General features: G+C 40.7%; 11 protein-coding genes. 6 read left to right on the forward strand and 5 right to left on the reverse strand.

The features are described 5' to 3' along the window. The first annotated feature begins 74 nt into the window (after positions 1–74). The 4 genes from LEP1GSC185_RS05000 (at position 75) to LEP1GSC185_RS05015 (ending at position 3,519) form a co-directional block, all read left to right on the forward strand. Positions 75–896, forward strand: a complete 822-nt coding sequence (locus tag LEP1GSC185_RS05000) for a hypothetical protein (protein WP_008595164.1) — start codon at positions 75–77, stop codon at positions 894–896. 115 nt (positions 897–1,011) lie between these two features. After that, on the forward strand, positions 1,012–1,368 hold the full coding sequence (locus tag LEP1GSC185_RS05005; RefSeq protein WP_008593603.1) for a PilZ domain-containing protein: 357 nt from the start codon (positions 1,012–1,014) through the stop codon (positions 1,366–1,368). A 100-nt stretch (positions 1,369–1,468) separates the two neighbouring features. Continuing rightward, entirely contained in the window at positions 1,469–2,248 is a 780-nt protein-coding gene (locus LEP1GSC185_RS05010) for a GNAT family N-acetyltransferase (RefSeq protein WP_008594732.1), read from the forward strand. Positions 2,249–2,424: 176 nt separating this feature from the next. After that, the gene (locus LEP1GSC185_RS05015) at positions 2,425–3,519 is read left to right on the forward strand and encodes a hypothetical protein (protein WP_008593798.1); all 1,095 of its coding nucleotides are present in this window, start codon (positions 2,425–2,427) and stop codon (positions 3,517–3,519) included. 22 nt (positions 3,520–3,541) lie between these two features. Here the strand turns inward: LEP1GSC185_RS05015 and LEP1GSC185_RS05020 are convergent, their stop codons facing one another. Both LEP1GSC185_RS05020 and LEP1GSC185_RS05025 read right to left on the reverse strand, forming a co-directional pair. Then, positions 3,542–5,284 (reverse strand): acyl-CoA dehydrogenase family protein, encoded by a 1,743-nt coding sequence (locus LEP1GSC185_RS05020; protein ID WP_008593668.1) that lies wholly within the window; start codon positions 5,282–5,284, stop codon positions 3,542–3,544. 14 nt (positions 5,285–5,298) lie between these two features. Beyond that, positions 5,299–7,323, reverse strand: a complete 2,025-nt coding sequence (locus tag LEP1GSC185_RS05025; protein WP_008595694.1) for an oxidoreductase — start codon at positions 7,321–7,323, stop codon at positions 5,299–5,301. Between the two features lie 136 nt (positions 7,324–7,459). Between LEP1GSC185_RS05025 and LEP1GSC185_RS05030 the strand changes: the two genes are divergently transcribed. Further along, positions 7,460–8,116 (forward strand): TetR/AcrR family transcriptional regulator, encoded by a 657-nt coding sequence (locus LEP1GSC185_RS05030; RefSeq protein WP_008594621.1) that lies wholly within the window; start codon positions 7,460–7,462, stop codon positions 8,114–8,116. Between the two features lie 49 nt (positions 8,117–8,165). Here the strand turns inward: LEP1GSC185_RS05030 and LEP1GSC185_RS05035 are convergent, their stop codons facing one another. The 3 genes from LEP1GSC185_RS05035 to LEP1GSC185_RS05045 all read right to left on the reverse strand — a co-directional run bounded on the left by LEP1GSC185_RS05035 (position 8,166) and on the right by LEP1GSC185_RS05045 (position 12,558). Next, positions 8,166–9,641 carry a flavin-containing monooxygenase gene (locus LEP1GSC185_RS05035; protein WP_008594033.1) on the reverse strand — a complete coding sequence of 492 codons (1,476 nt, stop codon included), beginning with the start codon at positions 9,639–9,641 and terminating at the stop codon, positions 8,166–8,168. A gap of 159 nt (positions 9,642–9,800) precedes the next feature. Then, on the reverse strand, positions 9,801–11,807 hold the full coding sequence (locus tag LEP1GSC185_RS05040; protein WP_008594166.1) for a sensor histidine kinase: 2,007 nt from the start codon (positions 11,805–11,807) through the stop codon (positions 9,801–9,803). Next, on the reverse strand, positions 11,791–12,558 hold the full coding sequence (locus LEP1GSC185_RS05045) for a response regulator transcription factor (RefSeq protein WP_008594559.1): 768 nt from the start codon (positions 12,556–12,558) through the stop codon (positions 11,791–11,793). Before LEP1GSC185_RS05045 ends, LEP1GSC185_RS05040 begins: the two co-directional genes overlap by 17 nt. Before the next feature lie 111 nt (positions 12,559–12,669). Between LEP1GSC185_RS05045 and LEP1GSC185_RS05050 the strand changes: the two genes are divergently transcribed. Beyond that, positions 12,670–13,935 (forward strand): sugar transferase, encoded by a 1,266-nt coding sequence (locus tag LEP1GSC185_RS05050; RefSeq protein ID WP_008594738.1) that lies wholly within the window; start codon positions 12,670–12,672, stop codon positions 13,933–13,935. Positions 13,936–13,941: the final 6 nt, after the last annotated feature.

Consider the following 13,941-nt stretch of genomic DNA (forward strand, 5'->3'; position numbering starts at 1 on the left):
TAGTTTGGTGACCAGATTTATTTCCTTGAAAAAAGGAAGAAATCTGCCAGACTGTTAAGAAAGCGAAAGATTAGATGGGTAAGGTTGCATACAATAATCCGCGTTTTTTCGATTTTGTATACGACGACTTTTTATGTGCGGCGGTGGACTCTCATGTCGCACAATCCGGAGTTCTATTTCACTCTCTAACCAAAGAAAATGTTTGGGAACTTTTCGAGATCACTGGAGTACTGGCAGAACTCAAAAAAAGAGGATATGACTCATTCCAACTGGATCTATCCGGAAGCGACGATACCTACCAAAAACTCATTCTCACTTTCCAGAACGAAATTTTAGTCCATCTACGTTTAAGCATCCAAGAATATAGGATACGCCTTAACGATTACTTCTTTAAAGAAAAATATCTGGTCGTGAATTGGCTCCAGACACGTCATCCGAAACAGGAAGGTAGAGACGCTACTCGTTTGTATCCTGGACAGGATGTTCCCGGTCTTGGGATCTTCCCAGAGATGTCCGACCTGATCGGATTTTTGATCATCTCACTTAGATTGAACGGCGCAGTGATCCGACCGGAATATTTTCATGATGCGGTACTCTTTTCCCGTAAATTCCATTTTTTGGAAGCAGACTCCAAAGCTCTTTACCAAGCTTTAAGGACAACTTTCCCAAAACATTCTATCAGAGCGATCTCTACATTATTGCAACACGGAAAGATCGTGGATGCAAAACGAGGAGTGATCCAATGGAAACCGATTGAAATGATTCTCTTTCTGGAAAAATCTTTGAACTTCTTCGTATTTAATCGTAAGTTTGAGAAGAAGGTCTCCAAGATACTTTCCACATATAAACTATCTTTAGTTGAAGGAGCAGAGGCAGAGTTGGGACTAAATACTTAGCACTATTTTGAACAAGTGTTACGTGATTATTTTTCGTAAGAAAACCGTTTTCTTCTCTCGTCTTATCCATTTATAATATAGGTTTGGCCATTATTCTATTCCGGAGGGTCCTCGGATGGAGAAAAGAAAACAGGTAAGGGTAGTCCCTTTCCCTAAACAACCAGTTCAACTCCAATTGATGGGAAACGGTTTTTTAGATATTCTTGTCGCCCAGGACGTTAGCGAGGGAGGGATCGCAGTACGTGTTCCTCATAAATTTGATGGATGCGATATACACTCCAGTGTGGAAATTGTGGTTTCTTTGCCCGGGTACAAGCCATTTAAAGCATTAGGCAAGATCAAACACTTGAGCGCTTCCAAGGAAGCACAGGGCCTTTTCGGGCTCCAGTTCACACAAATCGACCTAAAAGGGAAGGAATTCCTCGGCGATTATGTCAAAAAACTTGCCTCTCTCCGCAGAATGGCAGGATAATCGGCCAGTCCAGTCATCGGAATTTCTTTCCAGCGTAATCCGACTGTAACCATTTAGGATGATAGATAGAAGCATCCTAACAAGGAAAAGAAGGACGACAATGGGATCAGGAACAGTCCAAAAAAAGCAAAAAGTAGAACGTAAGCTTGAAGTAAGGATCGCAGAGAACCAACTCGAGATCGAAAGAACTTTAGCTCTTCGTTACGATGTATTCAATCTGGAGTTGGGCGAAGGATTACCTCAATCCGCGGCGACTCGTAAAGACAGAGACGAATACGATTTATTTTGCGACCACCTTATCGTAGTAGATAAGAACAGAAATGATATGATCGTCGGAACTTATCGTATCCTACGCAGAAGTGTCGCTAAAGCAAATATCGGATTTTACTCCGACAACGAATTCGATATCACTAAAATTTACGAATTAGAAAGAGAACCTGCTGAGATCGGACGCAGTTGTGTTCATCCAGAATACAGAGATGGATCCGTAATCTCTCTTCTTTGGGGCGGGCTCGCTCAATATATGAAGAAGAACAATATCGGATACCTATTCGGTTGCGGTTCAGTTCACAGTACGGATGCTCAATCTGCAAATGATGTTTATGCGTTTTTGAAAGATAAACAAGCTCTTGCTGGAGAAGCTTTCGACGTAAAACCGCTCCCTGGATTCGAGATGCCAGGTTTCGACCAGAACTATTCTCCGGAAGATATCAAAGAAGTTTCTAAAAGAATCCCTGCGTTAATCAAGGGGTATATTAGAGCCGGATCGACAATCTGCGGAATTCCAGCATTGGATGCAGTTTTTAAGACTACCGACTTCTTTATAATATTCGATATCAAAGACATCGAATCAAGATACAGTAAACATTACTTAGAATAGAACTTAGGGCAGTCCCTCTAGTTTTTCGTAAGGACGGGTCTCAAATCAAGGCCCGTTTTTATTTTTAGCCCCGTTTTCGACCCCTAAATATGGGCCGATACACCTTGACCGTTTGGGCTTCTCCTTTTTTCCTATACTAAATTAATTCTAAACAAGCGAAACCCTCCGGGTCCCTCATGAATCATATCGATTTCCAACATCCCTCTTTTAAGGACCAGATCCGGTTTTATACATTGGTATTTCTGTCCTTTATGTTCATGAGTGTAGGGTATTATTTGGGGATTTCTTCCTATATACTTGGCTGGTTCGCATTTTGTATCTCCGCATTTTCCGTAGCGGGCAACGACGCTGTCCAAACCGTTGGTACCTTTATCGAAAGTAAAAAATCGGTACATTGGTTACCGAAACTTGCGGCCTTGGGCGGAATTCTTGCTTTGGTGTTCGGATATGCTTGGTGGTCTGCAAGCGGAGAAGTTCATTTTCATAGATTGGATAACTTTACTCCTCCGGCTGAATATAATTTTCTACAATTGATTGCGCCTATCATTCTAGTTGTGATCACTCGGATGAAATCTCCGATCTCTACCACGTTTTTGATCTTAGGATTATTCGGCGGACAGAATATAGAGAAGATGCTGACCAAATCCTTTTTGGGATACATGATCGCATTCATCACTGCGCTGATAGTTTGGGGGATCTTGGTAAAAGTCGATCCGAAAGAATATTACGATGATCATATGCCCGATCCAAGAACCGAAAGAAAATGGGCGATCCTTCAATGGTTTTCCACTTTATTTTTATGGGCAGCTTGGCTTGCTCAAGATGCCGCCAATATAGTCGTATATCTTCCTAGACAATTGAATTGGATGGAGCTTGCAGGCGCTGTTTCCATTCTGATCGGCGCTCTTGGTATCATATTGTATACGAACGGCGGAACTATCCAGGAGATAGTAACGGAGAAGTCCGACATCCAATGGTCCAAGGCAGCCACAATCGTGGACCTGGTATATGCTAGTATTCTAATATTATTCCAAAAGATAAGCAATATGCCTATGTCCACCACCTGGGTATTCTTAGGTATGCTTGCGGGAAGAGAGATTGTGTTAAATTTCCTTACCTACAGGGACGCTCCTTATTTGGAGACATTCCGCAAAGTAGGTAAGGATGTTCTTCTGGCATCTATAGGAATTGCGGTAAGTATTTTTATATTCTTACTTGCTTCTCAGTTTTATCCCGAAAAGACTTCTTTTATTCCTAAGTTCCTAAAATAAACGTCGGATTGTTTAGGTTGTTTTAAACCGCATTTTCTATTCTATAGATACATGCTTTCGAAATCGCAGTACTGTCGATTACGTATGCTTTACAATCCGTGGCCCAACGATCGAACTGATCGGTTTGTTTCAGTTTTATCAAAGCTTTCTCATATAACATGCTGCATAGATATCTCGAAGTAATGATCATTAGATTTTCCGCGACCCTTTCTTTTACATGATCTTCTGCGATTGACCTAAATTTTACTATTGCATCTTCGAAAATTTCGGATTGTTCATTCAGGAATTTAGAAGGGGATTTTATTTCCGCTTTAATCGATTCCAGATATTTTTTGAAGTTTCCTTCCCCCGTCATTCCCGCCACGATTGCGCCGACTGCAATTCTAACATGGATCTGACTTGTTCCTTCGTAGATCGTATTGATCCTAGAATCCCTAAATATCCTAGCCACATCGTAATCTTCGGTATAACCTGCTCCGCCGTGAATTTGGATCGCAAGGCCCGCACATTTATGTCCTTCTTCCGAGCAATAGTATTTAGAGATGGGAGTTAGCACTGAGGCGAGGTTTCCCCATTTTTTTACTCTTTCGTCTTTGCGGATCTCTCTGTCTTCCTTATTCGCTTTTTCCAAACGGATCTGGTGGTGTTGGTACATATCCACAACACGTGCGGTTTCAAATGTGAGAAGTCTGGATGCGTTTACTTCCCTTTTGATTTTATTGAGCATTTCGGCAACGGCTGGGATCTCTGCGATCGGTTTTCCGAATTGGTGCCTTTCTTCCGCGTATTTTCGAGATTCATAATATGCTCCTGCTCCACTACCTGGTCCGCATGCGGCACTTCCGAGTCTCATAAAGTTTGTCATACCGGTAGTATATCTAGTGAGGCCTAGTCCTTCTTGGCCTAAGAGTTCACCATAACTGTTTTCATATACGATTTCGCAGGTAGGAGATGCGTGGATTCCCATTTTTGTTTCAATCCCTGCTACAGCTACATCCTCACTTTTAACTAAGAATACGGATAGTCCTCGAGCTCCTGCATTCCCTGTTCGAGCAAGAGTTAATAGGCTAGATGGGTAGGGACCGAGTCCACAACCTTGGGATATGAAACGTTTCGTTCCGTTTAGACGATAGCTTCCGTCTTCCATTTTTACGGCGGTCGTCCTGACGTTGTTTAGGTCGGATCCGAAATCCGGTTCAGTAAGAGACATTGCAAAAAGAGTTTCGCCGGTTGCCGCTTTCGCCGCAAAATTTTCTATTTGCTCTTCTGTTCCGTATCTGGAAACGATTTGTGCTAGATTGAGAAGAGCGACTGTCATACAAAAAGAAACGTCCGCTCTCGCCATGATCATTCCGTAAAATGCGCTCATGGTTCCCGGTAGCCCAAGCCCTCCCGCTTCTCTGGAAATGGAAAATGGCATTAGTCCTGTGTCCCGGAACTTTTCGTATATCGATGTTGTTTCTTCGGGGAAGATCACTTTTCCATTTTCATAGCGCAAATGTTTCCTATCCATGAGGCTAGAAAGTTGAGAAACATCCTTTCCGAAAAATTCGCCTAAGGATTCAAGACTCGATCTGTATAATTCTACCGCTTCTTGGACGTTAGAAGGAGCCATTTCGTATCTTGGGTTATTCGTCTTCTTATAAAGTTCGTGTTCGAAAAATTCTTCGCCTTCTGTAGAAGTTACAATCGAATTCCAATCGATTAAATGTTCGAAAATTAGTTTTAAATCTTCGTCGTCCGTAAAATAATTATTAGCAATCATATTCCCTTCTTCATCTATACTGTCGCTGCGACTTTGTTTTCTTTTCCAATACTATAGGCCGCATTCAATCCTTCCAGAAACGCTCTCTCTGCATCGATCCCCTTAGAATCCTTTGCTCCACCAATAACGAATATTTGTTTTTGCGGGTATAAAGATTTGTACGTTTCATAGAGAGAACTTTCTTTTTCCTGTCCCACACAAAGGATCAGTGAATCGCATGGATAAAGAACCTCTTCTCCATTTTTCATAGTTATCTTTAGGCCGTCTTTCGTGATTTCCTTATAGTTGAGTCCCTGAAAGAATTCTACTCCGGACGCTTCTAATTCTTGTTTAAGAGCCCAAAAAGTAGTAGGTCCCAAACCGGCGCCATGTTTCCCGCTTCTTCTAAAAATCGCAACATCTCTTTCCGATTTGTGGGGCTGGATAACCGTATTCGTATACGAATCGATATTATATTTTTTTGAATAAGATTCTAGATCAGGATCGTTTTCTTCGGTGAGCTTATGAGCTACATCGACACCGATCCCTCCTCCTCCGATCACGGCCACTTTTTTTCCCGGTTTGAATTTCCCGGTCAAATATTCCGTATAATTTCCAACCGGAAGAGTATTTATGCCAGGTAGGGTAAATTCTCTCGGCTTAACACCGGTTGCAAATATGATCGAATCCGGATCCAATTCTTCCAGCAACTTTAGGTCGCAATTTGTATTTAAACGGATATCCACTCCGAGCGCCGGAAGTTCATTCTTGAAATAACGGATAGTCTCTTTGAATTCCGATTTGCCTGGGATATTCGATGCAAGAAGGAACTGTCCTCCTAGCTGATCGGCTTTTTCGAGCAATATAACTTTATGACCTAGAGAAGCGCTCGCTCTTGCAGCTTCCAGTCCTCCTGGGCCGGAGCCGATCACCACAACTTTTTGAGATTTCACAGCGGGATCTATCTTATATTCCAATTCATTTACTGCTTGAGGATTTACTAGACAGGAAACCGACTTATCCACAAAAGCGTGGTCCAAACAGGATTGGTTGCATGCGATACATGTATTGATCCGGTTTGACATACCTGACTGGATCTTTTTTACGATAAACGGGTCCGCGAGAAACGGCCTCGCCATAGAAATTATATCTGCCTGATTCTTATCAAAAATTCTTTGCGCAGTGATCGGATCATTTACTCGATTCGAGGCAATAATAGGAATACCAGGGGTCTTTTCTTTGATCCGTCCAGCAATGTTTGCCCAAGCTCCTCTCGGAACTAATTGGCTTATAGTAGGTATCCTGGACTCATGCCATCCAATCCCGATATTCAATGCAGATACACCTTCTTGCTTTAAAGTTTGAGCAAGATCGCATACTTCTTCGAAAGTTGGATTTCCTGGGATCAGATCGATTCCGGACATTCTGAAAATTATCGGGAAACCTTCCGGTAGGTTTTTTACGACTGCCCTTAAAACTTCGACAGCCATATTCATTCTTCTTTTTGGATCTCCCCCAAAATGGTCGTCACGATGATTTGTCACAGGAGAGAAGAATTGGTTAATGAGATATCCTTCGCTTCCCATAATTTCCACCGCTCCAAATCCCGTTTCTCTTGCGAGTTTCGCAGCGATCCCGAAATCTTCTGCAGTTTTCCAACATTCTTCTTCTGTGAGAGCTCTAGGAATATATCTATTGATCGGAGCGCGGATGGCAGAAGGGCCCACACAATTCCTATCAAACGCATAACGTCCCGCGTGGAAAAGTTGAGCGCACATAATCCCTTTTCCGTTTAGAAGGTCGTTCATCTTACTAAGTTCGGATGCATGCTCTTCATTTTGTATATTAAAGAAGTGCTTCGATCCTCTTGCTTCCTCGTTCACGCCGATCCCACCGGTTACTATAAGGCCGACGCCTCCTTCAAAACGTTTTCCGTAGAATGCTGCCATTCTTTCTGCGGTTCCAGTTTTTCCCTCTAATCCAAGGTGCATGGATCCCATTACAAATCGGTTTGGAAGGGTAAAACTTCCTATATTTATAGGTAGAAAGGCTTTTTCCATAATACGACTCTCCGCTGAATTCCGTTTAGGGGCTATTATTTACCATTGGTAATATAAATGATATGGAATTCAAGAGATAAATTACCAATGGTAAATATGTTCTTGCAAAGAAAGGAAAATGTCAAAAATCGTTAGTATGCCCGTAAATAAGAAACGCCGCCAACTACATGGGCCAGGAAGGCCGTTTAAAAAGGATAAGATCACTGTAAGGGAAGATCTTATATCCGCGGGTACCGAGCTATTAAAGACGACCCCTCTTGAAGAGATTTCTTTGAGAAAAGTTGCTGCGCTTGCAGGCGTGAGTCATGCCGCATCTTATCACCACTTCGAAAACAAAAACGCTCTACTTGCTGCGATCTCGGAGAGGGGATTTCAGAAATATTTTTCAGAGTATCAAATGGAACTCGAAAAGACAGAAAACGATTTTTTGGGACGTTTCCGTGCTCTTGGCTGGACCTATATTCAGTTTATTTTAAATAACCAGCAATTTGCAAGGATCATGTTCGGTGGGATCGATATAAATTTACATCCGACATTGTCTGCAGTTTCCAGAAGAACTTATCGGCAATTGCATGAAATTATTCGCATGGGCCAAAGGTTAGGCGCGATCAAGTCCGGACAAACACGTGAAAAGACTGTAGCATCCTGGTCTATGATCCACGGGATTGCTATGCTTTTTTTGGAAGGAAGGATAAAACCTCAAAAGAACAAAGAGGATATGAAAAAATTTATCCTGTCCGTGATAGAGTGTGCATACACTGGAATGACATTGCCGCCTCCCGCAACAAAATAGGGACGCGGCTCTGTTTTTCAATACGATCCGGATCTAATTGGTCCGTTTATTAAGCGGAGAGAATTTCATAATCGGATAGATCGATCTTTTTAGTCCGATAAGCATATTCGTAAGTATGACCCGGCCAGTTATTGGTATTTTTACCCGAAGCATTTATATACCAGTTTGTACATCCAGTGTCCCAAACGAATTTATCGAATTTTTTATTTAAAGATGCGTTGTATTTTTGCATACTAGGGACCTTAGGAATTAAGGCCTGGATTCCTCTTTTATTCATTTCATTTAAAGCTGAAATGATATAACGCACCTGAGCTTCGATCATGTATACGATGGAATTATGAGCTAGATTTGTGTTCGGTCCGTATAAAATATAAAAATTCGGAAAACCTGCAACAGTCACGCCTAGGTAGGCTTCCGCTCCGTTCTTCCAAACTTCATTCAGATCCTGGTTTTTAGCCCCTTTAACTTTCATCGGAGAAAGGAATTCAGTAGCTTTAAATCCGGTCCCAAAAACGATCGCATCGAATTTTTTAAGACCCTCTTTGGTTACGATCCCTTCCGCATTTACTTCTTGAATGGGTTCGGAAAGAACTTTTGTATTCGGTTTTGCTAATGCTTCGTAATAATCATTCGAGAGAAGTATACGTTTACATCCTGCGGGATAATTTGGAGTTAATATCTTGCGAAGTTCCGGATCTTTGATGGCCTTTTTCATGTGAGAAAGGCTCATCCATTTTACTATCTTATTCGCATGATTATTCTTTTGGAATGCGATCATTCTGATCTCGTTCCAAATATAGATCTGAAATCTATGTAGTAGTCTATATCCCGGAAGATATTTGAATAGGAACTTTTCAAAACCGAAGTATTTACGATCCGGCTTAGAAACTACCCAAGGTGCAGTTCTTTGGAAAACTGTCACTTCCGCTCCTTGATTTACGATTTGAGGAATGAACTGAATGGCGCTAGCTCCTGTGCCGATCGCCGCTACCTTCTTCCCTGAAAAATTATAAGAAGGATCCCAATTTGCAGAGTGAAAGATCCTACCTTTAAAACTTTCCAAACCTTTGATAGAAGGAAGAGCAGGACGATTCAATTGTCCTACGGCGGAAATAAAAACGTCATGCTCTAACGTTTCATTTTTAGAAGTTTTGATCTTCCAAACCCTTGAGGAATCATCCCAATCCGCCGATCTTACTTCGGTCTCGAAACGAATATGAGGAAGTATCCCGTACTTTTCCGCACAATGTTCTAAGTAGGAGAGTATCTCAGGCTGAGCGGAATATTTTCTCGGCCAGTTCGGATTAGGTTCGAAAGAAAATGAATAAAGATGAGAAGGAACATCGCACGCGGCCCCTGGATACGTATTCTCTCTCCAAGTTCCTCCTACAGAATTTGATTTTTCGTAAATTACGAAATTATGGAATCCATTCTTCTTAAGTTGAATTGCTGCACATAATCCGCCGAAACCTGTACCTACAATCGCGATAGAGATCGATTTTTCCTTTTTGTTTTGTGACTGCATGTTCTCCAAACTCCGACTAACTTTCTAAGTGAACATATGTTCACAGAATTTGATTTTTTAAGTTTCGACTTAAGCGCATCATTGAAAGGAAAATCTTTCTAGCAAGTCGATTTTTAGGATTAAGATTTTGTCGAACCTTGTTAAATATCAATCTAACGTTTAAATTCGGGGAGAAGGAATGAAGATCCGGATTAACGCTTCTTTAGGACTAGGAAATTCCAATGTTAAAGAACCGTGGAAAATTCTCAATAACGCACTATGTATTTTTAGTCCTTGTCCGGAAGAACGGACTGATATAGGATCTTTTCCTATTTCATTTTTAATCTGGATGGATAAACCGTTTTCGTATTGAATACGAATGACGACGCCTGACCTTAAGTCTCCAGAATATTTTACCGCGTTGCGTAAGGATTCTCTGAATGCATAATACAGAACTTCCTGTACTTCTGGGAGATAGTTTTCCACTTCGGAATTTGTTTTTGGATCTATTTCCCAAATTATCCTGAGATCTTTCGCTTCCGTATCCTGCAGCTTTTGGATCATCGGAATAAGACCCAATCTGGAAATTTCCAAACCCGTATCCGACATTTCTCTCAATAGAGACGATATTCTTTTATGAAGTTCCGTTAGGGAATTCGCATATTGGGAGTTGAAGTTTCCGGATTTATCGTTTGAGATCTCCAAAATAAGAGAATGGATTTCCGGAAGTATTTCATCGTGAAGGATTTGTCTAGTCTTTTGATCGGAAAGTCTCTGTTCTTGGATTTTCTTTCTCTGTAGTTCTTCTAAAATATTTCCTGTCTCTTCTAAAAATATAGAATGAACCAGCCAGGTGCCTGTAATCCTTGCGATCTCTATTTCCTCTTCCGCGAATAATCCACCGTTTCCTTTTTGGCCCAGGATCAAATAAGCGTCGCCTGAAAGAGCGCTTTCTATTTTTATTCGGATCACGAAATCCGAGAATAGGTTTTTATCTAAGTATTGAATGTTCGGGTTTTCCTGATTCTGTGTTACTTTAGAAAAATCAAATATTTGTGCAGGCTCATCCTCCGGATAATAAATATTTGTATCGGAGATGTATGGGATTTTGCCTTGGAATATTAGAGCCGCCTTAGTTGTTTCCAATACATCTTTGCATAAATATCCGAAGGAAATTTTGACCGAACCGGAGGATAAGATCTTTTTTAAAACTTTGTTTTGGTCGGAACTGACTCTTTTGTTTTTTCCAACCGTAAAAAATCTGGAAATGAAGAAGGAATATGAGAATACTATAAATATTTCCGCTCTAGGATATCCAAGTTTTGCGAAAATAAAATATAGGGTAGAAAGTGTTAGGGCGGTATATACAGAATTTTTCCATTCTTGTTTTAAACTGATCTTAGGTAATATCCTGCCTGTGAGTATTTCGTAAGATGTTAATGCCCAACCTAAAACTAAAATAGATACACAAATCAAACCTTGAATACAAAGTACGAATGTATAAAAGTATTTCGGTTCTTTTTCCGCTTTTAAGATCGGATTTTCTAAGATCCCAAATTCGTCTCCTACGAATAGAATGGAAACTAGAAGGACTACACCGAATAGAGAAAACCCTATGAGTTTTAAGAAAGGAACCGCTTTTTGCCTTCCCAATTCGGAAAGACTGTTGTCCGAAATTTTGAATTGAAATAGGCAAAGTAAGGAAAGGAAAACGCATGTAAAAATATAGATCAGATATGCGAACTTAAACGAGAATGATACAAATTTCCAATATTCAAATATGCTGATATTCCAGTTTTTTCCCGGATTGTAGACAAGTAAAATGGAGATCGCAATTAATTGGCAGAAGGATAAAAGATAGAATAAGAAGAAAAAGATCCCTTTCTTTTTTAAAAATCCGAAAAACCAAACGATTACGACGAACCATCCGAATGGGATGAGTATTAATAAGATCAGCCCCGGAAAAAAGTATAAGATAGGATAAGAAGATACTACCAAAAATCCGTTTTGGCCGAGGATTGCGGAAAATGAGAAAAGTAAGGAAGATACGATTAAGGTAAAAATACTAAAATACGCTGCTGCGTTCTTCTTTTCCAGATTCGTTCCGGTTGTCGATCCTAACCAAAATAAATTTGTGGAAAGAAAGATAAAGACGGAACAGATTAATATTTCAAGATCTTTCGTCAAAGTTAGGTGTCCATGGGATTCTTTCTCCAGAAGAATTCCTATAAAAGATTTTTTCGTCTTCTTCCCATTCTAAAAATCTATTAGATAGTACGATGAGTGCAGCTCTTGTTCGAGCCACTTTTTCGTCCGAGTTAGTTTCGTTCAGTCCCCAAGCTGAGTAGATCTGACCGTTTATCCTGCTGATCGTTCTTTTGTCTTTGAACCCGAAACGTTGCGCTATCTGTTCGTTGCTGAATCCTTTGGCTAACATTTCTGCAACGGATCTTTCGTTCGGTTCTAAGACTGCGAGAGGAGAATTTTCGTCTTTCTCTCTGACTTCGGTAACCCTGGATTCGATTTCCGGATCTATAAAACTTTTTCCGTCATATGCTAATCGAACGAGCGGTACAACCATTTGAGGAAGAAGGTAATTTGATTTTCGAACGTAGGCATAATGACTTAGGATCCCGGAACTTCTGAATGCCCGAAAATATTCGTCGCTGTCTTGTATGGAATAGATGACTACAGGTTTGCGCGGGAATTCCTTTCGGATAGAGATGATCGTTTCTATTCCGTTCAATTTTCCTGCGAGTCTTACATCTAAAAGAAGAACGTCCGTTTCTCCTTCTAGGCAATAACGAATTGCATCTTCTCCCGAGTCGCAGTCGTATACCGATTTTATTTTTCCAGATTCTTCCAAGCCGGAGATCATCGCTTTTCTGAGTTTCAGATTGTCTTCTGCGACTAGTATCTTAAGAGGCTCGGTTTTCATGTGTTCCAGGAATTTTAGGATAAGTAGAAGATTGAGGTCAAGCACTTGAGTGCTGGGCGTTCTGCACCTGGGAGGTGGGTTAGTTTTCGGAAATAAGATAATCTTCCATTCATGAAACGAGTTTTAGAATTTTATTCGGCTTTAATCGCTTTGGTTGTATTTTTTCCGGTCTTAGCCGGGATCTTTTTACTGATTTCTGTTTTAGATCCCGGTCCCGTTTTTTTTCTGCAAGAAAGGATAGGGTTCGGAAAAAAGATATTTCGGATCTGGAAATTCCGGACTTTAAAGAATGGAGTTCCGACAAGGGTTGGATCTTTTCTCAGAAGCTCCGGTCTAGATGAGCTTCCTCAGATCTGGAATATTTTAAAGGGAGATATGGGTATAGTAGGCCCCAGACCTTTAACTGAACAGGATATTGTCCGATTAGGTTGGAGCGGGAAAAGTTTTGATCGTAGATGGTCCATTCGTCCGGGAATTACCGGACTTTCCCAATTGTATTCTGGAAGAGGCGCCAAATATTCTCTTTGTTTCGATCTTTCTTATTTGAAAAGAAGTAGTTTCATTTTAGATCTCAAGATCATAATTCTAACTTTAGTAATGAACCTTTTCGGAAAGAAAAGGATTAGAGATTTCTTATGGACTCGCCTTCGTAAACGGGACAGAGTTTATCATTGGGGAAATTGGGCTAAACATTTCAGAAAGAATGCCGATCGTCCTTATCCTGTCGTTCAAGAACAGGTCATAGGGTTTATTCCTCAAAAACGTCTTCCTGTAGCTAAATCTCTTGCGATCTTTCAATTAGGAGAATCGGGAGAAGGTAGGATTGCGAAAGATATAGATCATGTAAATATTTACGGAGTGGATCCTAATTACAGGGAAGCTCTCAAACTTTTTGTAAAAGAAGAAGGTAGACACGCGCGTATTTTGGGGGACTGCGTTCGTGCATTAAGGGGGGAACTGATCCAAAGTAACTGGACTGAAAAACTATTTCATTTTGGAAGAAGACTTTTAGGAACTAGGCTCAAATTGATGGTTCTATTAGTTGCAGAAGTTGTCGGTATTTGTTTTTACAAAAAGATCGCCGAAAAAATCCCATTCGGTTCCGTAAAGAATGCGTTACTTCATATCGCAGAAGATGAAGAAAAACATCTGATCTTTCATTGCACCTTTTTCAAAATCCGATTGAAAAACCCGATCACTCGGTTCGTTTTCAGGATCATTTGGAGAATTCTTTCCCTTGCGGCATGCATTTCAGTTTTGATGGATCATCGCAAAACTTTTAAAGCACTAGAGATCCCGATAAAAGACTGCTATTTACAGTTTAAGAATATTTCCAGGAATACCGAGAGAAAGATCCTCCAAACTTTTTTTATCTGAAGGATA

The sequence above is a fragment of the Leptospira licerasiae serovar Varillal str. VAR 010 genome (genome assembly GCF_000244755.1).
Lineage (GTDB): Bacteria > Spirochaetota > Leptospiria > Leptospirales > Leptospiraceae > Leptospira_B > Leptospira_B licerasiae.